The sequence below is a fragment of the Gilliamella sp. B3801 genome (assembly GCF_026536645.1).
Taxonomy (GTDB): domain Bacteria; phylum Pseudomonadota; class Gammaproteobacteria; order Enterobacterales; family Orbaceae; genus Gilliamella; species Gilliamella apicola_I.
In genome coordinates, this window is the sequence record NZ_JAFNNR010000001.1 from 61,338 (window position 1) to 86,661 (window position 25,324).

23 protein-coding genes are annotated in these 25,324 nt (G+C 35.8%); 14 read left to right on the plus strand and 9 right to left on the minus strand.

Going from position 1 to position 25,324, the window contains the following annotated elements; translation table 11 throughout:
* Positions 1-60 precede the first annotated feature (60 nt).
* On the minus strand, positions 61-1,608 hold the full coding sequence (gene leuA / locus J3U14_RS00185) for a 2-isopropylmalate synthase (protein WP_267351710.1): 1,548 nt from the start codon (positions 1,606-1,608) through the stop codon (positions 61-63).
* Between the two features lie 448 nt (positions 1,609-2,056).
* Between leuA and nfsB the strand changes: the two genes are divergently transcribed.
* Positions 2,057-2,701, plus strand: a complete 645-nt coding sequence (gene nfsB, locus J3U14_RS00190; RefSeq protein WP_267351708.1) for an oxygen-insensitive NAD(P)H nitroreductase — start codon at positions 2,057-2,059, stop codon at positions 2,699-2,701.
* Between the two features lie 53 nt (positions 2,702-2,754).
* On the opposite strand, the gene J3U14_RS00195 is transcribed toward nfsB, so the two are convergent.
* Complete coding sequence (locus J3U14_RS00195) at positions 2,755-3,615, minus strand: hypothetical protein (RefSeq protein ID WP_267351706.1); 861 nt, start codon at positions 3,613-3,615, stop codon at positions 2,755-2,757.
* Positions 3,616-3,845: 230 nt separating this feature from the next.
* Here J3U14_RS00195 and ettA point away from each other — a divergent pair, with 230 nt between their 5' ends.
* Positions 3,846-5,513 (plus strand): energy-dependent translational throttle protein EttA, encoded by a 1,668-nt coding sequence (gene ettA / locus J3U14_RS00200; protein WP_267351704.1) that lies wholly within the window; start codon positions 3,846-3,848, stop codon positions 5,511-5,513.
* A 54-nt stretch (positions 5,514-5,567) separates the two neighbouring features.
* Here ettA and J3U14_RS00205 read toward each other — a convergent pair whose 3' ends face one another.
* Genes J3U14_RS00205 through J3U14_RS00215 form a run of 3 tightly spaced genes read right to left on the minus strand, consistent with a single transcriptional unit; the run spans position 5,568 to position 9,135 of the window.
* Positions 5,568-7,199 carry a DUF2813 domain-containing protein gene (locus J3U14_RS00205; protein WP_267351702.1) on the minus strand — a complete coding sequence of 544 codons (1,632 nt, stop codon included), beginning with the start codon at positions 7,197-7,199 and terminating at the stop codon, positions 5,568-5,570.
* A gap of 15 nt (positions 7,200-7,214) precedes the next feature.
* On the minus strand, positions 7,215-8,018 hold the full coding sequence (rfaP, locus tag J3U14_RS00210; RefSeq protein WP_267351700.1) for a lipopolysaccharide core heptose(I) kinase RfaP: 804 nt from the start codon (positions 8,016-8,018) through the stop codon (positions 7,215-7,217).
* Positions 8,011-9,135: a glycosyltransferase family 4 protein gene (locus J3U14_RS00215; RefSeq protein ID WP_267351698.1), complete on the minus strand. Its 1,125-nt coding sequence runs from the start codon at positions 9,133-9,135 to the stop codon at positions 8,011-8,013. The genes rfaP and J3U14_RS00215 overlap by 8 nt, the downstream gene beginning before the upstream one ends.
* 227 nt (positions 9,136-9,362) lie before the next feature.
* On the opposite strand from J3U14_RS00215, the gene J3U14_RS00220 reads away from it, so the two are divergent.
* The gene (locus tag J3U14_RS00220; RefSeq protein ID WP_267351697.1) at positions 9,363-9,833 is read left to right on the plus strand and encodes a hypothetical protein; all 471 of its coding nucleotides are present in this window, start codon (positions 9,363-9,365) and stop codon (positions 9,831-9,833) included.
* A gap of 340 nt (positions 9,834-10,173) precedes the next feature.
* On the opposite strand, the gene J3U14_RS11675 is transcribed toward J3U14_RS00220, so the two are convergent.
* Entirely contained in the window at positions 10,174-10,503 is a 330-nt protein-coding gene (locus J3U14_RS11675; RefSeq protein ID WP_411596944.1) for a DUF2645 family protein, read from the minus strand.
* A 63-nt stretch (positions 10,504-10,566) separates the two neighbouring features.
* Positions 10,567-11,523 carry a TIGR01212 family radical SAM protein gene (locus J3U14_RS00225; RefSeq protein WP_267351695.1) on the minus strand — a complete coding sequence of 319 codons (957 nt, stop codon included), beginning with the start codon at positions 11,521-11,523 and terminating at the stop codon, positions 10,567-10,569.
* Positions 11,524-11,976: 453 nt separating this feature from the next.
* On the opposite strand from J3U14_RS00225, the gene J3U14_RS00230 reads away from it, so the two are divergent.
* The 10 genes from J3U14_RS00230 to J3U14_RS00275 all read left to right on the plus strand — a co-directional run bounded on the left by J3U14_RS00230 (position 11,977) and on the right by J3U14_RS00275 (position 21,376).
* Complete coding sequence (locus tag J3U14_RS00230) at positions 11,977-12,615, plus strand: nitroreductase family protein (RefSeq protein ID WP_065559077.1); 639 nt, start codon at positions 11,977-11,979, stop codon at positions 12,613-12,615.
* A 6-nt stretch (positions 12,616-12,621) separates the two neighbouring features.
* A complete protein-coding gene (locus tag J3U14_RS00235) occupies positions 12,622-13,827 on the plus strand; it encodes an FTR1 family iron permease (RefSeq protein ID WP_267351691.1) in 1,206 nt (401 codons plus the stop codon).
* A 77-nt stretch (positions 13,828-13,904) separates the two neighbouring features.
* Complete coding sequence (locus tag J3U14_RS00240; RefSeq protein WP_267351689.1) at positions 13,905-14,471, plus strand: iron transporter; 567 nt, start codon at positions 13,905-13,907, stop codon at positions 14,469-14,471.
* Positions 14,472-14,569: 98 nt separating this feature from the next.
* On the plus strand, positions 14,570-15,820 hold the full coding sequence (locus J3U14_RS00245) for a Fe-S-containing protein (RefSeq protein ID WP_267351688.1): 1,251 nt from the start codon (positions 14,570-14,572) through the stop codon (positions 15,818-15,820).
* Between the two features lie 23 nt (positions 15,821-15,843).
* Positions 15,844-17,130, plus strand: a complete 1,287-nt coding sequence (locus J3U14_RS00250; protein ID WP_267351686.1) for an ABC transporter permease — start codon at positions 15,844-15,846, stop codon at positions 17,128-17,130.
* A 16-nt stretch (positions 17,131-17,146) separates the two neighbouring features.
* Complete coding sequence (locus J3U14_RS00255) at positions 17,147-18,289, plus strand: ABC transporter permease (RefSeq protein WP_267351685.1); 1,143 nt, start codon at positions 17,147-17,149, stop codon at positions 18,287-18,289.
* 9 nt (positions 18,290-18,298) lie between these two features.
* A complete protein-coding gene (locus tag J3U14_RS00260) occupies positions 18,299-18,958 on the plus strand; it encodes an ABC transporter ATP-binding protein (RefSeq protein WP_267351683.1) in 660 nt (219 codons plus the stop codon).
* 15 nt (positions 18,959-18,973) lie between these two features.
* Complete coding sequence (locus J3U14_RS00265; RefSeq protein ID WP_267351682.1) at positions 18,974-19,447, plus strand: DUF4418 family protein; 474 nt, start codon at positions 18,974-18,976, stop codon at positions 19,445-19,447.
* A 49-nt stretch (positions 19,448-19,496) separates the two neighbouring features.
* Positions 19,497-20,708, plus strand: a complete 1,212-nt coding sequence (locus tag J3U14_RS00270; protein ID WP_267351680.1) for an ABC transporter permease — start codon at positions 19,497-19,499, stop codon at positions 20,706-20,708.
* Positions 20,708-21,376, plus strand: coding sequence for an ABC transporter ATP-binding protein (locus tag J3U14_RS00275; protein ID WP_267351679.1), 669 nt, complete (start codon positions 20,708-20,710; stop codon positions 21,374-21,376). Before J3U14_RS00270 ends, J3U14_RS00275 begins: the two co-directional genes overlap by 1 nt.
* A gap of 34 nt (positions 21,377-21,410) precedes the next feature.
* On the opposite strand, the gene J3U14_RS00280 is transcribed toward J3U14_RS00275, so the two are convergent.
* Positions 21,411-21,995, minus strand: coding sequence for a Maf family protein (locus J3U14_RS00280; RefSeq protein ID WP_267351677.1), 585 nt, complete (start codon positions 21,993-21,995; stop codon positions 21,411-21,413).
* 584 nt (positions 21,996-22,579) lie between these two features.
* Between J3U14_RS00280 and J3U14_RS00285 the strand changes: the two genes are divergently transcribed.
* Complete coding sequence (locus J3U14_RS00285; protein WP_065559088.1) at positions 22,580-23,008, plus strand: universal stress protein; 429 nt, start codon at positions 22,580-22,582, stop codon at positions 23,006-23,008.
* Between the two features lie 82 nt (positions 23,009-23,090).
* Here J3U14_RS00285 and rlmKL read toward each other — a convergent pair whose 3' ends face one another.
* Positions 23,091-25,211 carry a bifunctional 23S rRNA (guanine(2069)-N(7))-methyltransferase RlmK/23S rRNA (guanine(2445)-N(2))-methyltransferase RlmL gene (rlmKL, locus tag J3U14_RS00290; RefSeq protein ID WP_267351675.1) on the minus strand — a complete coding sequence of 707 codons (2,121 nt, stop codon included), beginning with the start codon at positions 25,209-25,211 and terminating at the stop codon, positions 23,091-23,093.
* Positions 25,212-25,324: the final 113 nt, after the last annotated feature.

A 25,324-nucleotide genomic window follows, 5' to 3' on the forward strand; every position in this document is an offset into this window, starting at 1 on the left:
CCTTAACAATCTCATTAAAATTGGTTATTTTGTTCCTGATGAACAAAACAAGATTCGTTCTCAATCATGATGTAATTTTTGTTTTTCCTCGGCAACTTGGTTTGCTCGATAAACATTATTCAAGACATTTATCAATGCTAAAGCTGACGAATGCACAATATCGGTAGCTAGCCCAACGCCGTGAAATTTTCGACCTTTATATTCAGCAACAATATCAACCTGACCTAGCGCATTTTCGCCTTGACCTTTTGATGCCAATTGATATTTAACAATTGAAATAGGTTCGCCAGTAATACGATTTATTGCTTGATAAACGGCATCGACGGGGCCATTACCAGTTGCTGCATCAGAGAATTTTTGATCACCAATAATTAAGCTTACTGATGCAGTCGATACGACCGTGGAACCTGATTGAACATTAAAGTAATCTAATTTGTAATGATCTTGTTCATCTTTCAATTGATTAATGAATATTAATGCTTCAAGATCATAATCAAAAACTTGTCCTTTTTTGTCTGCCAATTCAAGAAAAGCTTCATAAACTTGATCTAAATTATAGTCTGTATCATGGTAGCCTAATTCTTCTAATCGATGTTTAACGGCTGCACGCCCTGATCGTGAGGTAAGATTTAATTGAACTTGATTTAACCCAATTGATTCTGGGGTCATGATTTCGTAGGTTTCTCGGTTTTTTAGAATACCATCTTGATGAATACCGGATGAGTGCGCAAAAGCATTACTGCCAATAACGGCTTTATTCGCCGGTATTGGCATATTGGTAATTTGACTGACAATTTGACTGGTACGATAAATTTCTTGATGATTGATGTTAGTATGAACATTTAGGATATTTTGACGAACTTTGATCGCCATAATCACTTCTTCCAAAGCGGTGTTTCCTGCTCGTTCACCTAAACCATTCATCGCCCCTTCAATTTGCCGAGCACCTTCTTGAATCGCGCTAATCGAGTTAGCCACCGACATACCCAAGTCATCATGACAATGAACAGAGATAATCGCTTTATCAATGTTCGGGACACGTTCAAATAAGGTACGAATAATGCCACCAAATTGATAAGGAACAGTATAACCGACAGTATCTGGGATATTGATCGTCGTTGCCCCGGCTTTAATTGCCGCTTCAACGATCCGACATAAGTTATCAATTGGGGTACGACCTGCATCTTCACAAGAAAACTCCACATCATTAGTATAATTACGTGCACGCTTAATGCAGTGCACAGCCCTGTCAACGACATCATCAAATGTCATTTTTAATTTATCTTGTACATGTAACGTCGATGTTGCCATAAAGGTATGAATGCGAAACTGATCCGCAACTTTCAATGCTTCAGCGGCAACATCAATATCCTTATCAATACAGCGTGATAGCGCACAAACCCGACTATCTTTGATGGTTTTTGCAATGGTTTGTACCGATTCAAAATCACCGGGAGATGAAACAGGAAAACCAACCTCCATAACATCAACTCGCATTCGTTCTAAAGCTAATGCAATTTGCAATTTTTCTTTTACACTTAGACTTGCTTGTAATGCCTGTTCGCCATCACGTAATGTTGTATCAAAAATAATGACTTGGTTGCTCATTGTTTTTTTCCTTTTCTTATTTGCGCTATCTCGGTGTTTAGCGTTATAAAACAAAAAACCCGCACTTTAGCGCGGGTTCTTGTTAATTTGTCGAGTATTTTATATTTAAAACTTTTACTCCAAACACAAGCTATCCGCGCAAGACAATGCGAGGAGGAGGCTGAGGTTGTGAGTTAAAAAGTTAATAAACATAAAAATCTCTAAATTCAACAGTTATACAAAATAAATTGGTGTTATTTTTATCAAATGCTGATGAATGTGTCAACGATTATTTGTCAATGAATAAAAAATATTCTAAACTAAAATTGTCTATGCCTTATTCTAACTATTATTCTCGACTAATTTTCAAAGTTCGTCCTATCAAAATAATATATTGAGCGTCTTATCATTCTGGTTATACTATTTCTTATGGTATTAATTATTTAAATCATTAATTAAGGACATTAAAATGAACATAGTTGAAATTTCAGAAAAACGTTATACCACAAAACATTATGATCCAACTAAAAAAATTCCGGCTGAGGTGATTGAACAACTTTTAACAGTATTAAGAAACAGTCCATCTTCGGTTAACTCTCAACCGTGGCATTTTTATGTTATTGATAACGAAGCCACTAAAAATAAAATTTTGCCAGCAATAGCTGATTTTAATCAACCACGTGTCACCGGCTCATCACATACTATTGTTTTTTGCATTAAAACCCCGTTGGATGAAGCCCATTTAGTCAATCTCCTTAATCAAGAAGAGAAAGACGGACGTTTGCCTTCGGCGGAATTAAAGGCGTCTCAAGATCAGGGTCGACGTTATTTTGTAAATTTAAACAGCAAGACACCTGAATCGCAACAGTGTTGGGAAGGTAAACAAGCCTATATTGCGTTAGGGCAATTGCTTTTTGCCGCTGCGGCAATTGGTGTGGATTCTACTGCAATAGAGGGTTACGATTCTGCAAAAATGGATGAAATTTTAGATCTTAAAAACAAAGGATTGAAAAGCATTGTGGTTGCAACATTAGGTTATCGTGCTCAAGATGATGGTAATGCGCATCGTCCTAAATCACGTCTGCCGAAAGATCAAATCTTCACCTTCTTATAATCTGATTAACATCCCACCTCGTATTAGGTGGGATGAGTAAAAAGGGTATGGTATTACTTCTCTGAATAATTGCTATAGTGTTTCAGTTTCTCTTCCAGCACTTGTTGTTGTTTAAAAGAAAACTCTTCATAAAAAAAGAAATAACCCATATCTTGCTGTATAAAAAACGCATAACCTTTTGGTGTTTTCTCGATTTTGAAAAATTCAGCATAGTTAATATTAAAATAATTTTCTACTCTTTTTTGGTAATTGAATGCTATATGATCATTATAAAAAATACAGGTCATACTGCGAAAGCGTTCATTTAATGTTAAAACCTGTTTTCTTGCTTGCTGTTTAAGACTAAAATTAAGTATCGTAGGTAATAAAATAATAGCTAATATGAAAGCTAATACAGACAGTGGCAAATTTTTTATAATTGCCGCCAACAAACCTAAAACGGAAAAGAAAATAGATAAAGTCAACGTAGTTTTGTAATGATTGCGAGATATATGACGAAATAAAACATATAATCGTTGATAGTCAAATTGATAATTTATCGTTGCTATTTCGGGTTGTTGATTTTTGCTTAAATAAGGAGCCAGATAATCTTTTAGCAGCAGTAACTCATCCTGTTGAAACAGATCATAACGAACAAATTCAAAAATTATCTTATTACTAAAAAAAAATAACCCAGTTGTGGTTTCTTTTATTTGATATAGATCAGAGTAATAGAAAGTACTGGCTTCGTTTTTATCGTTATTTAGCCTCACTATTTTTTCATTATCGAAGGTGAAGGTAAAATTACGCATATTATCAGCAATTGAATCATCTAATTTTTGTGTAAACTCATCATCCAAACAATCTTGCAGCGCGTAATAAGTATCGACAATATATTGTCGATCAATATGGCAATTAACTGTGATGTTACTCATTCTTGCTCCTAAAATGGTCTTTATCACTCATACTGTCAATTTAATAGGTTATTAATTATATATAAAACCAATTATATTGCATGTTAAACATAAAAGAGAGTGAATAAATCTAATCAATTCGACAAATAACCCTAGACCCCATTGACAGAATCGTTACAATATACGGCATGACTTTTATAGCAAGTAAAATTAACTTGGCTATGATTAATTTAACAAACGGATGATGTTTTATGGCGCAATATGTTTATACCATGAATCGTGTTGGGAAGATTGTTCCTCCTAAACGTTATATTTTAAAAGATATCTCTTTAAGTTTTTTTCCTGGTGCCAAAATTGGTGTTCTTGGCTTAAATGGGGCAGGTAAATCGACATTACTACGAATTATGGCAGGAGTGGATACCGAAATTGAAGGTGAAGCTCGTCCACAGCCGGACATAAAAATAGGTTATTTACCGCAAGAACCTAAACTTGATCCTAAGCAAACTGTACGTGAAGCAATTGAACAAGCTGTTGGTGATGCCAAAAAAGCATTGGCTCGTTTAGATGAAGTTTATGCGGCTTATGCTGATCCAGATGCTGATTTTGACAAATTAGCCAAAGAACAAGCTGAACTTGAAGCAATTATTCAATCGCAAGATGCGCATAATTTGGATAATCAATTAGAACGAGCTGCCGATGCGCTACGCCTGCCTGATTGGGATGCAAAAATCGAAAATTTATCGGGTGGTGAGCGTCGCCGTGTTGCTATTTGCCAGTTATTGCTGGAAAAACCGGACATGTTATTAATTGACGAACCGACTAACCATTTAGATGCTGAATCTGTAGCATGGTTAGAACGCTTTTTACATGACTATGAAGGCACTGTAGTCGCTGTAACCCATGACCGTTACTTCTTAGACAATGTTGCTGGTTGGATTTTAGAGCTAGACCGTGGCGAAGGTATTCCATGGGAAGGCAATTACTCATCTTGGCTTGAACAGAAAGATCAGCGATTAGCGCAAGAAGCGGCAACCGAATCTGCTCGCCGTAAATCGATTGAAAAAGAGCTTGAATGGGTACGCCAAAATCCAAAAGGTCGCCAAGCAAAAAGCAAAGCCCGTCTAGCCCGTTTTGAAGAGCTTAATAGCAACGATTACCAAAAACGTAATGAAACTAATGAACTCTTTATTCCGCCTGGGCAACGTTTAGGTGATAAAGTTATCGAAGTGCAAAACTTAACTAAATCCTATGGTGATCGAGTATTAATCGATAATCTGTCATTTAGTATTCCTAAAGGGGCGATTGTTGGGATCATTGGTCCAAATGGTGCGGGTAAATCGACGCTATTTAGAATGCTATCGGGTAAAGAACAACCAGATTCAGGAACTATCACATTAGGTGATACCGTACAACTTGCCTCTGTCGATCAATTCCGTGACAGTATGGATGATAATAAGACTGTTTGGGATGAAATTTCAAATGGGCAAGATATTATGCGTATTGGTAACTTCGAAATTCCAAGCCGTGCCTATGTTGGTCGCTTTAATTTTAAAGGCGTTGATCAGCAAAAAAGAGTTGGTGAGTTGTCTGGTGGTGAACGTGGTCGGGTGCATTTAGCTAAGTTATTACAAGTTGGTGGTAATGTACTATTACTCGATGAACCAACCAATGACTTAGATGTCGAAACACTGCGAGCACTGGAAAATGCGTTATTAGAGTTTCCGGGCTGTGCATTAGTTATTTCGCATGACCGTTGGTTCTTAGATCGTATTGCAACCCATATTTTAGACTACCAAGATGAAGGGCATGTGGAGTTCTTTGAAGGTAACTTTACCGAATATGAAGAGTGGAAAAAACGGACTTTAGGGGCAGAAGCCTTAGAGCCGAAACGTGCCAAATACAAACGTATAGCAAAATAGGTTGTATCGACTTCCGCCGATAACTACGGCGGAATATGACAGGGACTTAACTGGCTATAATGTTGGATCGAGCTTATTTGAGGCTTTAATTATTTTCGAAAAAGCGTCAATTAAAAGAGGAGGAATCGATTTTACTCCTCTTGATTTTGCATCATCACAAACTGCAATCGCTAAATCAGGTTTTGAGCTATTATGGATCGCTTTTTGAATAATTTTATGGACGGGAAAATCAATATATTCAACAGTATGATAGGCCGCTAATTTATACACATGGCTAAAACCATTTTTAAAAAGAAAATTCTCGATGTCTCGAGCGGGCAAAATAGTTAAATACTCATTCGGGTCTTTATCCGAAGGACACAAAGATTTTAACGTTTCAGCATATTTTTTACCTGCCATATCGCCGTCGGTAATGACATACCAGTGAATCCCCATTTTATTGGCATACTTAATTAATGGTTTTAAACCACATTGAGCAAATTCCAGTAACTGCACGCCTTCAGAACTAAGATGATATCCGCTTTGTTCTGCGAGTTCTCGTAGTAACCAGACTTCCGTTTCACCCTCCACTAATAGCCAGCAACGTGCAAAGATAGCACTTGCCCGTCGATAGAGAACGTGAAATAAGATTCGACGGTTATCATCAACACTCAATGAATTCGGTGCAATATATTTTGTCACTATCTGATCAGGTAGACGAATCAACCGATAAATATTTTCTAATGGAAAGAGAGAAACGAGATCACTTGAATTGGAGGTGATGATTTTTTGTGTAGGTAGATTTTTAAGTAATCGGAAACCAATTGATAGAATAATTGGATGAAGTTGGCTTTCTGGCTCTTCTAAAATTAAAATTGGTACTGCGTTTTGCGTTAAAGGATTATCACTTTTGGCAATCATAATAGAGCCGAAAATATCTAACAAAGCTGTCCGTAAATAGCGATTATCAAGCTCATCTAAAATATTATTAATGCGTTCAAGTGAATTCCAATCTTCACTACGAGGGCTATTTTTCTTTGCGACATTTTGATAACGTTGTTCAGGATTGCCAAAATAGTATTCTAATAAAGCACGTCCAGCTTTTAAGCCTTGTTGCAATTCATTTTGACTTAACTGTGCTGAGTGTTCGTGTAACTGTTTAGAAAGTTGATCTATAAAATATTCTGATAAAGGTTGATTGGTGACAGGTAGGTTAGGCGTATTCGTTGCATTTTTAAGGGCGACTACTGGATTAAGTTCAATAAGGGTTGCAATGAATGAATCTGGATCGGAAAGCGTATAGCGCTTGTTGTGATAATCAACTAAATTATGTTGGCTAATAATATTTGTATTGTGTTTATTAGCCGTGAGTTGATAAGTAATTCGTCTAAAATTATCTTGTTCTATTTGATAAGCAACAGCTTGTAAAGTTTGATGACTTTGGTTATTCAGCTCATTTTCATAAGATTCGCAATAAGTTGCAGTAATACTAATTTTATTGCCATAATTTTCATGTTTATCGTGATAAAAATCGGAATCAACAAATTGATAAAATTTTTTATCCAGTGATAAAAGGGTTAGTGCACGGATTAAGCTTGAACGTCCCCAACGGTTTTCACCAATCAGAACACTGGCTTGTGAATTTAATTTTAATGATAATCGGCTTATTCCTTGAAATCCTTCAATATCGATTTGTTCAATAAACATAGTATCTCCTTATTGCTAAAGATGATATTTTTCCGTACGTTTGCGAATTCTTTCTGCTTTTTGTTGAGTGTGACTAATCAACTTGTGTTCATCTCGTAAAATTGTTTTTAACGGCTTATTAAAATAAACTTTTAAAAATAGCCAAATATCTCGCGTTGTTAAGCCAATATTGCGGGATGAAAAATAGAGTCCAATCAGATCTTTATCACGCCAGCGGGTGGGTACTTGCTGACGAATTTGTGCTCGATGTAAGTCAATAACCGACAATTTTATTTGTTGATGATTTTCAAACAGTGGTAAATCAAGTAAAAAATGGCACAGATAACAATCACGATGATTAACACCTGCTGCATGCATATTGGCGATCATTTTTGCCAGATAAATAATTAATGAACGCTTTAAGTGATAACTAGGCGGTGTTGTCGCCCATGATTGTGTGAAATCTTCTAAACTAATAGCAGGATTGAGATCATGGGTAATAATAAAGGAGTGACGGGTAAGAGGATTGAAACCTTTACGCCCAAAAGCGCGTCCATCCATCGTATTGACACCCACTTGCTCTAAACGATGTATTGCATCCCATTCTTGTTTGGCATCTAAAACGGGCAATCTGAATGATAACAGATTTTTTAAGATCTCTTTTATTGTTGTACCACGATGAATTTTAATAAAATATGATTGTCCATCTTGTTCAAAATTTAATGTTTTTCGTTGACTAACTGCTCGATAGATAGTGCCCGAAATCAGTTCAACTTCAGTAAATGGATCTTTATTTTTCCATATCTGATCGAACGGTGATTTAAGTTTGATTTCATTCATAATGTCTACAACCTAAAATAATGTCTGTGGCACGTTCAGCCAAATGATATAAATCCGCTGTTTCGCCATAGTGGATGGCATTATTATGCCAAGTTAACAATTGTTGTTTATCCGTGATGGCATGATAGACGGCTTGATTGAGTTCAGATTGAACAAACGGTTCGTTAAGCACAACGCCAGCATTAGCATCGTGGATATGATAGGCATAACCTGAAATGCCAGATACAATGACCGGTACACCTGCTGCTAATGCTTCAACTAATACCATACCTGCGGCTTCTTGTCTTGCCGGATGCAGCAGTAAATCGGCTGAAAATAGAAAATCAGGAATATCATCACGACCCGAAAAAAAGCGAACTCGCGGTAAAATACCAAGCTGTTTAGCTAATTTTTGATAATCATCAGCTTTGTCTTGTCCTACAACTAAGTAAACCAATTTTTGTTTTAAGTCTTCAGGCAATGCAGCAATTGCATATAATGTACGGTCAACCCCTTTACGTTTAAAGTCTGAACCAATTTGTACTATGACAAAATCATCCTGATTTATCTGATTGGTTTGTCTAAATAGTTGACGTTTTATTGGTGAATCAGAATTATATTGACGATTTTGTGCAATACCAGGTGGTAGTAATGAAAAACGTGAAGGTTGGGTGTGATAATACTTTTCAAAGTCATGTATTTGCTGTTTAGTAAGAGCCATTATTTGTGTGTGGTGATGTGGATTAAATACCGCATCTTCAAATGCCAAGTAATGCTTACAGCGTGGTAATAATTGATAAAAAAAGCCCTTATGTGACACTTTTTCTGCAAAACAAGTATCGCCTGCAAAATAGACATCCAAATTAGGCATTTTATTAAAACCAACAACACAATCAGCAGGATGCGTTTGTAAATGTGTTTTTACCCAATAATAATAATTTTGGTTTCGATGATGGTTTGAAAGCCCTTTTTTGGGTACTAAGATGATATCAAAATTGACAGGTTTATCGCCTTGCCAGTCCATCACATAGACACGAACTTTATGTCCACGAGCTAAGCAAGCATTAGCAATCTGCAAAAAATCACGTTGCAGACCACCAAAAGGAAAATATTTATAGATACAAAAAGCGAGTTGCATGCACATTGCCTCAAGTGTGAAAGGCATATTATATACTTGTTGCTAGACAAGGTACAAAAAATAGATTTTATCGTTAGTTTTTAGCGAAAAAATAGGTCGTTTTTTGCTTGCGCTTTTAATTTAAAAATATGATGAATTTTATTGTTTGAATGATTTTTAAATGATAATATTCTGCGCCCATAAAGTTAACTCTTTATTTTTATCTAAAAATTATAACAAGGAAAAAAATGGTCGTACATCAATTCAAACAATCACTGCTAACGCCTTGGCAGAAAACTAAAATTGAAATTAATGATGATGTTGTCAACATTGATGAATTAACTAATTCTTTTAGCAAGAATCCTTTATCCAATCTTGCCGGTAAAAAAAGAGAAATTCCAATAAAAAGTATTCATTCTCTTTCCATTACTCGTACATATAACCTTAAAGGCGGATTGATCGGCGCAATAATAGTCTGTTTAGGAATAAAAGAAATTATCGATTTGTTTTCACATTTTGGGGATATTGGGCAAATCATTCTATCTATTTTACTACTGCCATTAGGATTATTAGTATTATTTTGTAGTGTTAATGAAACATTATGCATTAAGTATGATAACAAAGAGTGTGAAATTGATATTTCTCTTTTAGAGCGTGAAACATTATCTAAAATTGTCAGCGATATAAATGAACGTTTAGACAATCATTCAAAAGTTTAGATTTGAATCATTTTTATTGAAAATCCCCCTAAATCTTAATGAACCAAAGCGATGTTAAATGATTTTAAATCGGTAATTTCGCTTTGGTTATTCTTTATTTCGGTTCCACAATCTAACGATCTTTACACTTTTATTTTAATTCATACTAATACGTTAACATGCATTGTTGTGGGCAATTCTATCAACGTTGATATTGATTCTTAATGCCGTTTTAGATCCTTTTTAATAGCATAAAGGATCTAATTTTCACAAAATTGTACTCCAAAGCTTTATTAGCAAAATTAAACCTTAATGGGGCTGTTAAAAACAAATTATCTAAACAGACTTTTTAATTTTACCTTTAGCACCAATTGAAACGCAAATAAAAAGACCACAAAAGATAGATAAGCACAATTAACATATATGTGTATCGGATCATTTTATTTTTGAGTAAAAATAAAATAAGAAAGCAGGGAATTAAAACAATGATGGGTTCAGTTGTTAATCGTCCACCTACTGGTAATTGACATAGATTATTGAACACGCCTGAATCGACCAACCATTCATATTTATCTGCTGAAAAAATCTTTATTAAAAAAAATAAAAAAATACAGTATATAAATGGAAGAATATTAACTTTAACAACGCTTGCAAATCTTTTAGATGCAATGTTAACTCTTGATGTTTTCATCCTTAAAAAATAGAATCCTTAAATTATGTTGTTTTTTTAAAATCTTTGTTAGGAATTAAACCGCTAACTGCCTAAATTGTCAATTGAATCTTTAGATTGTTTACAATGATATGTGTCGTTAATCGCGCTACCTTGAGCACCAAATTTCCTTAAATTTTGGTCTACAGCATTCATTGATTGCCAGTGATTTTCGCACCAATCAGGGGCAAGTAAGGTAGGTTTACGAGCATTGGCAGAGATGCGGTGATACAAAATATGGGCTGGTGTTTGCCTAATAATATCGCCAGCAATATCGACATACTGCTCTAAAGAGAGTATGTCAAGCCGACCTGCACGCCACACTTTAGCCATAATACTGCCTTCAACGATATGTAACGGATGCAGTTTTAAACCATCTACACCACTATTTAACACTTTATCAAGCGTCATTAAATTATCCTGCTTGGTTTCTTTAGGCAGACCAATGATCAAGTGAGTACAAACTTTTATACCAAGACGACGAGCCTTTTGCACCGTTTGATGATAGACATCAAATGTATGTCCACGATTAATATTGTGTAACGTTTTATCGTGAGCCGTTTGTAAGCCAAGCTCAAGCCAAACTTCGAAGCCTTTTGCTTGATAACTGGCAAGTAAATTCAGCGCTTCATCTGGCACACAATCTGGGCGAGTACCGACACAAAGACCGACAATATCCGCACTATTGAGTGCTTCTTCATACATATTTTTGAGTATTTCAACTTCGGCATAAGTGCTGGTATAGGCTTGAAAATAGGCAAGATAGCGCTTGGATTTTTTCATCTGATGCGCTTGTTGGGCAAGCTGCTGTGAAATCGTTTTTACTTGAATGGACTCATCAATGATCGAGGCGACATTACAAAAGGTACAACCACCAACACCGATAGTTCCGTCACGATTAGGACAACTAAAACCACCATGTAAAGTCAGTTTATAAATTTTTTCGCCGTAACGGCGTTGCAGGTCAGAACCAAATGTATTAACGACTAAATGAAGTTGCATAATCAGCCAAAAATAAAATTTTTGCTATTTTACGAAGCAAATGAATTAAATTCAACTTGTGGCAAATTTTTTCTATTCTTGTACGCATTTGCTAATAAAAATCTACCTTTCAAAAGGACTTTTATCAATGTCCCTAGCCTGCAAACAAAGATTTCGAGAAGAAGCATTTAATTTTGAATTAAAAATTGTGTAAATGATAACAAAGTGTCTATAACATTTCAGTAATAAATAAGATTAAAGTTAGTTATAAAAAAATTTAAGTAAAGGTAATTTAATCGGATTAAAGGTATTAACGTTTTTTTAAAAAATAGGTGATTACAAATCAATACGTTAAAAAATTATCGCTAATTTTCTTATTACTTTAATGATAAAAATGATAGTTTGTATTGATAATTGGAATTATTAGCAATAAGATAGCACCTCCATTAGATTACAAAAATGTCAGAGGTAATTATGCAGTATATTGTGCGAAAAATAGTTGTCATTTTATTCTCATCATTATTTTCTATCTCTCTATGTTATGCCGATATTACTTTACCTGCTCCTCAAACAAAAGATGGCATGAGTTTATTTGAAAGTTTAACAAAACGGTCATCAACACCTGGTCCTGGTTTTCCTAATGGACAAATTTCGGATGAAGAACTTTCTACTGTGCTTTGGGCTGCAAGTGGTTTGAATCGAGGAACAACAGGATGGACTGTTCCAATGGGTACGGGTAAACAACCTTATGTAAGAATCTATGTTGCAAGTGAAAAGGGAACCTTTTTGTATGAGTGGGAAGGGCACTATCTAAAAGAAATAAACAATAAAGATATTCGTGCCGATGTTGGTTTACAAAATTTTGTAAAACGAGCTAATTATGTGCTGATTTTCGTTACTGATTCAGCCGCATTTAATAATATCAAAGAAGAAAAAGCTAATAATTTTGGCAATATTGCTGTAGGTGCGATGAGTCAAAACGTCTACTTGGCTTCAGCGGCTTTGGATTTAAGTGCACGTTATATTCATGCCATCAAACCAGACGTTATTAGTCAAGAATTGCAGTTACCTTCAGACAATAAACCAATAGGTTTAATGTTATTAGGAAAATAAGAGATTATGGCTGTGAAAAAATATTTAACGCTAACATTGCTATTTTTTGTTAGCGTAGTTGCTTTTGTTTCTTCATCTTATGCAGCTGAAAAAAAATATGAAACATGGAATGCGATTATTGACGAAATGGATGTCATTCTTAATGATGCCTATGATCTCTATTTTATGAAAGATCCTGAAAAGGCTAAAGCTCGCGTTAATAATGCTTATTTTGGTTTTTATGAAAAACACGGTGTTGAACGCGCAGTTATGTCTTATATTTCGGGTAAGCGTGGAACCGATACTGAATATCAATTCGCAAAAATTAAGCGTTTAATGTCAGATGGTGCTTCAAATAAAACTGTTCGTGCCGAGATCGATGTCATTTTGAAAATGCTTCATGAAGATGCTAACGAATTAGACGGCAAAAAAGAGAGCGGTTGGAGTGTGTTGTTAGCTTCATTTATCATTATCTTCCGGGAAGGTTTAGAAGCAATATTAGTGATAGCTGCTATCTCGGCCTACTTAGTGCGTTCAGGAAATATTCAAATGGTCAAAGTTGTCTATATGAGTTCACTTTTCGCCGTTTTTGCTAGTGTCCTTGCTGCAATTGCACTTAATTCCATTGTCAATCTTAGCGGGGCAAATCAAGAGATTATTGAAGGTGTCGCAATGTTATTAGCGACAGTGGTCTTATTTTTCATAAGTAATTGGATGTTTTCAAAAGCTGAAGCAGAAGCTTGGAAAAATTATGTAGAAGGTAAGGTTAAAAGTGCTATATCTTCAGGCAGTAGTATTGCATTAGGATTTGCTGCCTTTTTAGCGGTTTTCCGCGAAGGTGCAGAAACAATCTTATTCTATCAAGCTATGTTGAGTGAAAGTAAAGAACACATGGACATGGTTTGGTATGGGCTAGCAATCGGAACGCTAGTATTAGCCATAATCTTTATTATCATTCGTTTTGGAACAATGAGACTGCCTCTTAAACCATTTTTTATTGGCACGAGTATATTAATGTATATCATGGCTATTGCTTTTGCCGGTGGTGGTGTCAAAGAGTTACAAGAAGCTGATATTATCCATGTAACCCCCGTTGATTTTGTACGCTCAATTGAAGTGCTTGGAATATATCCAACTGTTGAAACATTACTCCCACAAATATTCATGGTGATAGTCGTTGCATTTTCCATTTCGTACTATAAAACAAAGTATCTCAAAAGACGGAAAAAATAGAAAAAAAGCAAGTATTGGTAGCGATAGCAATTTAGTTATTTCGTAATAAAGAGTAGTTAAAATTAGAGGAGTTTGAAATGAAAAAAATATTATTAACCGCAGGAATTTCGTCAATACTTGCAATATCTTCGTTTGCGTATGCTGCATCAGCGCCAGCACCTGGTGAAGAAAAAGGGTTTGAAGAGTTTCCTATTGGTGATGAAGTGACGGTAGGGCCTTTGCATATCGGTGCCGTATATTTCCAACCAGTGGATATGGAACCCGCTGGAATGGGAGGACTACCTGCATCAAAATCGGATATGCACCTTGAAGCTGACATTTCAGCTACAGCTGATAATAATTTAGGATATGGTGTCGGTGATTTTGTTCCTTACTTAACCGTAAAATATAAAATTCAAAAACAAGGTAGTGATAAAACAATCGAAGGTAATTTCATGCCGATGAATGCTTCTGACGGTCCTCACTATGGTAATAATGTTAAACTTGATGGAGCTGGAAAATATAAAGTTACCTTCACTATTGAAAATCCAGAAAAACAAGGTTACTTATTACATGTAGATCAAGAAACTGGCGTAGAAGGTCGTTTCTGGAGCAAACCTATTGAAGTATCTTGGGACTTTGATTATATCCCACGAGCTTGGTAACTTTCGTTTTGCAACAATAAGAAAATTTTAAAAAAGTACTCTATTATTGACGAGATTTAAACTCGTCAATAATAAATTGTAATGGCTAGGCAATTATTATGCTTCAATACCTTATCAACGTCACTGATAATACTTTTGTTCCCGCAATTATGATAGCGTTGCTTTGTGCGCTACTGACTAAATTCAATCCCCGTCCTATCAAAACATTTATCGTTGTCGGTTTTATTTTAGGCTCAATTGTTGCATTAATTTATACCATTTTAAAACGTAACACAGCATTTGCAGTGCGTGAATATTATGATCTTGGTGTCATTATTTGTTGGTTAGTTATTACTATCCCGTTGTTAATTATTATACTTATTCAAGTCCGCTCGTCGGCGTTATTTTTTAACCGCATATTTAATGGTTTATTCATATTGGCAATTGGATTAATAATGGCACAGTGCTTACCTAATCTAATGCTTTATCCTTTCCAATTTGATGTAGGAATGGAGTCGATTTTTAATAATGATTATTTGTTTAAATGGATTGGTTATGGTTTTGCGTTGCTATTAGCGGTATTAATTGGTCAATTTACGTGTCGAATATGTGAACGGTTATCAACTAAATGGGTTATTACCATTTCTGTTTTATCCTTGCTGATATACACGATTGCAAACAGCATTAATTTACTTCAAATTTTAATTGTCCGACGTTTTATCTCCACACAAAAATGGATGATGGATTTAGTTATTTTTATTCTGGCACATGTCAATTTATTTACATTTATTTTTATGGCAATTGTGCTGTTATTCACGGTTATTTTATATATAAAATCTAAAACGGCTTCGTTAGTAGGAAGTAATCCGGCTCAGATTCGAAAACTTAAAGCACAGCTACGCACAGATAGAAGAACCTCGTTATTACTCATGGCTGGCATGGCAATGACCGCTTATACCGTTACACGTGCGCGTTATATATTTGAAAAAGGGGTAGAGTTAACGCCAGCTGAACCGGTTTCAGCAAATAAAGAGGGTTTAGTTGTTATCCCACTTACTCAAGTCAATGACGGCAATTTGCATCGGTATGGTTTTCAAGCAAGCGATGGAACGCTAGTACGTTTTATCGTTATCAAGAAGAGTGAAAATGCTTATGGAGTAGGCTTTGATGCTTGTGATATTTGTGGTGCAAGTGGTTATTATCAGCGTGGCAATCAAGTGGTTTGTATTTTATGTGATGTCGTTATGAACATTGCCACTATCGGATTTTCAGGTGGTTGTAATCCGGTTCCACTTAAATATGAAATTATTGACGGAAACATGGTAATTCGTACAGCTCACCTTGAAGCAGAAAAAAGCCGCTTTAAGTAAATGGTTTCCCAAAGGAAGAAGATATGTTTCGCACAATGTTACTAAGCGTATTAGTTCGTCAAAAAAAGAAGCTGTTTTTGATAGCATTAACCGTTGCTTTAGGAGTATCGTTAGCAACCGCCATGTTGAATGTCATGTTTGATGTAGGTGATAAAGTGAATCAAGAACTTAAAGCCTATGGCGCTAATTTAAACATTGTGCCACGTGGAACGGCTTTGGTTAGTGAACTGTATCAAATTGATAATGATGAAAATCAAGCCACTATTCAATATATCAAGCAAGATGATTTAGTCAAAATTAAAATGATTTTCTGGGCATATAATATTGTTGATTTTGCCCCATATTTCACCACACAAGCAACCTTTAATGATAAACCAATTACTCTGGTCGGAACATGGTTTAATAAGCATCTTAATATTCCAACGGGCGATGAAGTGGATACGGGGATGTTAGCGATGAAGTCATGGTGGACGATTGAAGGAAGCGCCATGCAAGATGATAACTTGCAAGGAGTGATGGTTGGCGAGACAGTCGCTAAACAGTGGAATTTAAAAATCGGCGATACTATTGAACTGATTTCGCCACACACTAAAAATACGATTACATTGACCATCAATAATATTTTTCATAGTGGCGGAATTGAGGATTCTCAACTGTATGTTTCTCTCCCTGTTGCGCAACACTTAGCCAATAAAGAAGGGCTTGTTGAACGGGTCGAAGTGAGTGCATTAACAACGCCAGAGAATGAATTGGCTCGTAAAGCAGCGCAAGATCCTAATAGCTTATCAAGAGCAGAATGGGATACTTGGTATTGTACAGCATATATCAGTTCGATCGCCTATCAAATAGAAGAGTTGATGCCAGATGTGCGAGTAAAAGCCATTATGCAAGTCGCCGAATCAGAGGGATCTATTTTACAAAAAACGCAGTTATTAATGCTTTTATTAACGGTTCTATCGTTAATTTGTTCAGCACTTGCTATTTCAAATTTAGTGACTGCTAATGTCATTGAGCGGAGTACTGAAATCGGACTTTTAAAGGCACTTGGCGCAACCAATAAAGCTGTTGCAATGCTAGTATTAACCGAGATTTTTATTATTGCATTATTAGGCGGAATTTTCGGCTATTTTATCGGTCTTGGCTTTGCACAGATTATTGGTCACACGGTATTTGGTTCTTTTATTGAGCCTAAAATGCTCATCATCCCATTGGTATTGATTATGGTGAGTTTTATTACGTTTATGGGAAGTTTACCGGCATTGCGTTTTATGATGTTTTTACGCCCAACTGATGTTTTACATGGACGGTAATTGAAAGGTCAAAATCATGATTAATAAAAATCAGCGCTTTATCATCAAAACAATATTTAGCTCTCTTATTCGTCGCCGTTCACGTATTCTTATTGCTTTACTTGGTGTGGCAATAGGGGCAACAGTTTTACTTGGTATGATAACACTTTGTTATGATATTCCTCGCCAAATGGGAAAAGAGTTTCGCTCCTATGGCGCCAATATGTTGTTCTTGCCTGCTGATAATCAATCAATGATGACAATGGCAGATGTCTCACAAGCGGTAAGTTTATTACCCAAAGAAAAACTACTTGGCGTAACCCCGTTTCGTTATGAATCTATTCGCAGTAACCAACAGCCTTATATTATGGTCGGTACGGATTTTGAACAAGTGATTAAAACAAGTCCTTACTGGAAAATTGAAGGCGAACTACCTAAACGTTCCCATGAAATTTTAATCGGTACCGATATTGCAAACTTTGCCAAATTAACCATTGGTAGCACAATGCCGGTTTTAGGAAAAACCAAACAAGATTCTCGCTATAACGAAGAGTTAACAATTACGGGTATTGTTAAAACAGGACGCACTGAAGACGGTTATATTTTTATTGGTTTACATGATTTAGATAAATTTTTGAAAGATAGCGATAAAGCCGAAGTGGTAGAAGTGAGTATTACAGCTACACAAGATGAGTTAAAACACTATATTGATAAAATAAAAGCAAACTCTTTAACGGTCGATCCTCATTTAATCAAATGGGTAACACAATCTGAATCCTCCGTATTGGGTAAACTGTCTTCATTACTTTATTTAGTCACTTTGGTGGTACTAATACTGACCATGATATGTGTTGCGACAACTATGATGACGGTTGTCATGGAGCGTCGAAAAGAAATTGGACTGAAAAAAGCCATTGGTGCAAATAACAAAAGTATCGCTAAAGAGTTTTTGGCTGAAGGGTTAATCTTAGGCATAATCGGTGGAGTGATAGGCGTGGTGTGTGGACTGATTTTTGCACAGGTGATAAGCACTAATGTATTTGGTCGATCTATTGTAATTGAGTTTTATCTTATCCCAACAACAATTGTTATTTCAGCTATTGTGACAGTCATTGCGTGTTTAATTCCCGTAAAACGTGCGCTTGAAGTCGAGCCAGCGCTTGTGTTACGTGGCGAATAGGAAATAAGTATGAATATACTCGAAGTTAATAATGTCTCTAAAATTTATGGTTCACTGCATGCATTATCGGAAGTGAATTTAACCGTGGAAGAAGGAAAATGGTTGTCTATAATGGGACCGTCGGGGAGTGGTAAAACCACGTTGATGAATATTATTGGTTGCATGGATAAACCTTCACTTGGGTCAGTAATTCTTGATGGTCAGGATATTACTCAACTCTCATTACCACAATTAACCGAAATTCGCCGAGATAAAATTGGATTAATATTTCAGCAGTTTCATTTAGTCTCTTATTTAACGGCACTCGAAAACGTGATGGTAGCGCAATATTATCATAGTATGGTTGACGAAAACGAAGCTTTGCAGGCATTAGAACGAGTAGGGTTGGCTGCAAGAGCTAAACATTTACCGCGTCAGTTGTCTGGTGGTGAACAACAACGTGTATGTATCGCGCGAGCCTTAATTAACTATCCAAAATTAATATTAGCTGACGAACCTACTGGCAATTTAGATGAAAGTAATGAAGCAATGGTAATGAACTTACTTCATCAACTACATGAAGAGGGCAGCACTATTATTGTTGTAACACATTCTGTTGAAGTTTCAAAACATGCACAAACCACGGTTGTTTTAGAGCATGGCAAAGTTGCCCGTGTGATTAATAATTAATAAGGCTTCAATGATATGAAAAATCGAATAATTTTATCACTATTTATTATGTTTCTTGGATTGATGATTATCCTATTTCCGTTGTATATTTTACCTGTCTGTCCACATCCCGATACCCTAATAAATACGGCTAACGACATACATAATCAGGTTGCTAATACCGGACATAGTCATACAGGAGCTGGTAAAATTATGAAGTGCTTTTGGACAGCCCGAGCCGAATTAGGTATTGGTGCTTTGATTATCGCCATTGGCACATTAATGTTACTAAGTCGGACAATGTTTGTTCGTCTTGGTTTAAGTATGGCGTTAGCTTGTATCTCACTTTTGACTATCGCCATTCCGACTGTTTTAATTGGGGTATGCTCAAACGAGATGATGCGTTGTAATATGGGTGCTAAACCAGCTTTAGTTTTACTATCTGGTGTTTTATTTTTGGTGTCTTTAATTAATGTATTCTATTTGAATAAAATCGTTAAAAAAATTTGAGTGTGAATTATAAGAATATTAAAAAATAGTAGATAGATGGATTTAAAACATGCAAGAAACCCCAATAACTATTGCTAATTTAGCATGGCGAAATATACAGCGTAGACCTTTTCGTAGTTGTAGTTTAATTATCATTATCATGCTATTTTCGGCGACGTTGTTTGGTGGTAGTGTCTTAATGAAAAACCTGAGTTTAGGGATTTCGGGTATGGCCGATCGTCTAGGTGCGGATATCCTGATTGTCCCTTATGGCTATGAAAAAAATCTTGAAGTTGCATTATTGCGTGGAGAACCGAGTAGCTTTTATTTGAAAGTTGATTTAATGGAAAAAATCAAAAATATTAAAGGAATACAGTCCATTTCACCGCAACTTTTTATTGCTTCGCTAAACGCTGGATGTTGCAGTTCTAAAGTGCAATTAATTGGTTTTGATCAACATAGCGATTTTGTTATAAAACCTTGGTTGCAAACCCAGCTAACTAAACCATTAAACGATAATGAAGTCGTGGTCGGCGCAAAAATCACATCAAATATTGGGGATGAAATTATGTTTTATAATCATCCCTATAAAGTGGCAGCAAAAATGGATTCAACAGGTATGGGGTTTGACACCTCGGTATTTATGACCATGTCAGCGGCACAGTCTTTAATGAAAGAAGCAAAATTAATTGAAGGTGATGTCGATCATTTTGCCAATTATGCCTCGTCGATTTTTATCAAGGTTGATCCCGATTCTCAACCTAAAGATGTCGTCAATCAAATCATGCCCAAATATGCTATAAATTATAATATTGACTTTGTTATGACTAAAGGTATGTTAAGCAATATAGCTAAATATTTAAACAGCTTTTCGACCATTGTGTATAGTCTGTCTGCTACTTTCTGGATACTGGCTATTGCGGTGATCTTTATCATTTTTTCTTCGACATTAAATGAGCGTAAACGAGAAATTGGACTACTGCGTATTTTAGGCGCCTCACGTCGTGATATTGTCAGCATGTTACTACGTGAATCATTAATTATTAGTGCATTAGGCGCTATCGCTGGAATTGTCATTGCTGCGGTGTTGTTATATGCGTTTAGCTTATTGATTTGCCAGTCTATTGGTTTGCCATGTATGAGCATTTCACTGTTAGATGCATTAATCTATGCCACAATAGTGTTTATTCTTACTTTAATTATAGGGCCATTTTCATGTATCTACTCTGCGTTATCCATAACTAAATTTGATACTTATCGCACATTAAGAGAGGGTGAGTAATGTTGTTGGAGATTAAAAATTTACGCAAGGATTATCAACGAGGTAAGCAAACTTTTTCAGCAGTAAATAACGTAAGTTTTACAATGAATAAAGATGAGTTTGTTTGCATAATGGGGAAATCAGGCAGTGGTAAGACAACTTTACTTAACATGATTGCCGGTTTACTTACGCCAACTCAAGGTAAAATCATACTTAATAAGACCAATTTATTTGAGCTGGATGATCAGCAAGTGTCTGCGTTCCGTAATCAACAGATTGGTTACATTCCACAAGGTAGCAGTTTATTGCCAAATTTAACAGTATTAGAAAATATTCGCTTACCTTTTTATTTAACCAAACGCCAAAATCAACAGTGTTTAAGTTATGCACAAAGCCTACTTGAAAAGGCGAAGGTCAGTTATCTGCAAGATGCTTATCCTGCTAATATGTCAGGCGGTGAAATGCGACGTGTTGCTATTTTACGCTCACTGATTTGCCAGCCTCAAATCATTATCGCAGACGAACCAACAAGTGATTTGGATGACGAAAGCGCCGCCGATATTATGCAACTTTTATCCGATATACATCATCAAGGTACTGCGTTATTAATTGTCACTCATGATAATGATGTGGCAAGTTATAGCCAAAAAATCATGAAAATGTCAGCGGGTCGATTGACCGATGAATAAAGATAAGTCAGTGTGTTACTTAGTGAACACTGACTTATGAGATCAAAAGCGGATTATATCCCATTGTTATCATAATTTTATTCAATTTTAATAAGGGTAAACCCACTAACGAATTGATATCCTCACCCTCTAATTTATCAAATAAAGTAATGCCGAGCTCATCACATTTGAAACTACCAGCACACTGTAATGGCATCTCTTTTAAAATATATGCGTCAATTTCAGCATCGGTTAACTGGCGAAAAGTAACTTTAAAAGGTTCACAAATTGTGGTGGATTGTCCATTGACGGTATTGATAACAGTCATACCAGTATAGAAATAAAACGCTTTACCACTGCTATTTCTTAATTGCATACGGGCGTTTTCGACAGTATGGGGTTTACAAACAATGTGATCATCTAAAACGCCTACTTGATCAGAACCAATAATTAAGCTATTTGGGTATTGAGCTACTAATGATTGGGCTTTAAGCTTTGCTAAACGCACAACTAATTGTTTTGCAGATTCTCTTGGGAGTGGAGTTTCGTCACAAATAGGGGCCACGCACTCAAATGGAATGGCTAATTTTTCCAGTACTTTTTTTCGTGAAAGTGATGTGGATGCTAATATGATTTTCATGTTAAGTTATCTTCTAAAATCCAAGCTGAAGGAAGAGTATTAAACCCGATATGCTCTTTATAATCAATAGTCTTAGGGGTTGCGAATAATGTAATAAATTAATATTCATTGACATTTTGGGGGACTTCTTCTATTAATTGTTTACCTCTACGCTTTTTTTTTGATTGTTTTCATCAATTGTAACATCGGCTGAATTGGTCTGGACAATAGATGATCTCAATTAGTCTCTTTTCCCCGATAAAGTAATCATAAAATTAACATTATCAAACATTGATTGAAAGTGTAAAGTATCATCAATGATTCAGCGTTCACCTAAATTACATTTTTGAAATAACTCTATTGCTTACGATAAGTTGATTTAGATCACCACGGTAAACCATTTTAACGATTAGGAACAAGATTGATACCATAGTACCTAACATTTAGTTTTATCGAAAACAAGTTAAAACAGTAGTAAGTATCTACAAGCTTATTTATCGAAAAAACATTAGCGAATAAATTTAAAACTAGTATGATAATTTTCACTAACTCTATTTTTTAACATAAAAGATATGTTATCAGATGTTATTTGCGAGGTACTTATTATGTATAAAAAAATTCTAGTTCCGATTGATATTCTTGAAGATAATCTAACCAAAAAAGTGATCCCACATTTGGAATGTTTAGCCAAATTATCGAATGCAGACGTTATTTTTTTCCACGTTTTACCTATTGCATCCGCTATAGTAAATGCTTATTCATTTGGTTTTGATGAATTTAAAGATAAGGCAACGGTGCAAACAGAACAAGCATTTCACCGGTTACTCGATACCATCAATCTTCCGCGCGAAAATTTATCCTTTTCGATTGCATTTGGTAATCCACGTGACGAAATTTTATCAATAGCTAACGAAATCAAGCCAGACTTAATTATTTTAGGATCCAGACGTCCTAATATCACGACTCACCTGCTTGGATCGAATGCGTCAGGTGTTGTTCGTGGCGCACAAACCTCGGTTTTAGTGGTGCGCTAAAAAATCCAAAAAACAGTTAATTTAAGCAAATAGCAAAACAGACACTAAGGGATTAAGCAAACCCTCGTAAGAGGGTTTGTAACTATAGATGTTTGACAATAAAACAACAATGAATCTGTTTATTGCGTTTAAAGTCTAATGATAGTGTTTTATTAGTGATTTCTTGAAAGGTTAAGCCTAATTTTTGCATACCTTGCGCATCCATTTTAAAACCTCGTTTATTATTCGAAAAGACAATAACGCCATTTGGTCTTAGTAATCGTTTTAGATCGCTCATTAACTTAAGATGATCACGTTGAACATCAAATGTCTCATTCATGCGTTTAGAATTTGAAAATGTCGGGGGATCGATAAAAATGAGATCAAATTGTTCATTGCATTGTGCAAGATAGAGCAAACAATCAGCTTGAATTAAGCGATGTTTTTTACCCGTTAAATCATTTTGTTTTAAATTGCGATCTGCCCATTCCAGATAGGTACGTGACATATCCACGGTGGTAGTTGATTTTGCATTGCCTAACCCTGCGTAAACGGTGGCAGTTCCTGTGTAAGCAAACAGATTAAGAAAATCTTTATTATCACTCATTTCACCTATCATTTTACGTGCCAAGCGATGATCTAAAAACAGGCCTGTGTCTAAATAATCAGTCACATTTACCCAAAATTGGGTTTTACGGTGATTGATGGGGTATTCATGCACTAAAAAATAATCCTGCTTTTGAGCAAGTTTTTGATATTGTTGTTTACCTTTTTGCTTTTCCCGAGTTTTTAAGATCAGTTGATCGGCTGTTAATTCTAATACAGACATAGTCGCATTAATGATATCAAATAGCCGTTGCCGTGTTTTTTGAGGATCAATATTTTTGGGCGCTGCATATTCTTGCACGACAACTTTGTCTTTGTAACGGTCAATGGCAACATTATATTCAGGCAGGTCAGCATCATAAAGACGATAACATTCCAATTGCTCCTGAGTAGCCCATTTTTCCAGTTTTTGCTTATTTTTACGTAATCGATTCGCAAAATCCGCTGCCGGTAAATTAGGATTAGAAAGCGGTAGCGTGTTATCACGTTTGGCGATGACATAATTTTTTTGCACACAATCCAGTGGGCCATTTTTTGCCTTAAATTGCTTATCTGCACGCATTTGTAAGCAATCTAATAGTTGTGGGGCACCACTAAACAGTGATAGGCGCCAACCACCAAAATGTTGTTTAATAAGTTGACCTAACGCAGTATGTAGGGCAATGAGTGCAGGTTCACTTTCTAAACGCTCACCGTAAGGCGGATTGCTGATAATCATGCCTGATGATTCGGATGAAAGTGGATTGATTAATTGAGTTACATCTTGTTTGGCAAAACTAATATAATCGCTCACGCCTGCATAACGTGCATTTTGTTGTACACGTTCCAACACTATTGCATTATTATCATAACCAATAAAAACGCCTTTGGGGTGGCAAATATTCTGTTTTGCTCTTAATAGCAGATCATTCCAAAGTGTAGGATTAAACCCTTTCCATGCTAAAAAGCCCCATTGTTTTCGATGAAATCCTGGTGGGATTTTAGCTGCAATCATGGCTGCTTCAATTAACAATGTACCCGAACCACACATAGGATCAAGTAGCGGTTCATCAATTTGCCAGCCTGATCGTAAAATGATTGCTGTCGCTAAACTCTCTTTTAGTGGTGCTTGACCTGTTTGTTGACGATAACCACGTTGATGCAGGCTCTCTCCACTTAAATCGAGGGATAGCGTAACACGATTTTTATGAAGATAAGCATGAATTCGAATATCGGGATCGTGTTTTGCAACATTAGGACGTGTATTTGTTTGTCGGACAAAATGATCGACAATTGCATCCTTGATTTTCAATGCACCATATTGACTATTACGGATAAAATCATTTACCCCGACAAAATTGATGACAAATGAATTATCGACGGCAAAAATATCAGTCCATTTTAGATTAAAAACGCAAGAATAGAGATCCAAATCACTATATATATCAAATTCAGCAAGCGGTAATAGAATGCGTGATGCTAAACGAGACCATAATAAAGACTGATATAACGTTGTTTCATCGGCATCATAATAGACACCACCTTGAGTAACTTTACAATTGATCGAGCCTAACTCTTCTAACTCTTTCTTAAGTAACTCCTCAAGTCCGCGCGAGGTGCTGGCAAATAACGTTTTCATGAATAACCCAATTTACAATAAAATGGTGGCATTATACCGACTAAATGAAAGAGTGGGAAATAAAGCCGATCATTACTACTAACTTTACCCACTTAAAATAATTTTTACGTTAA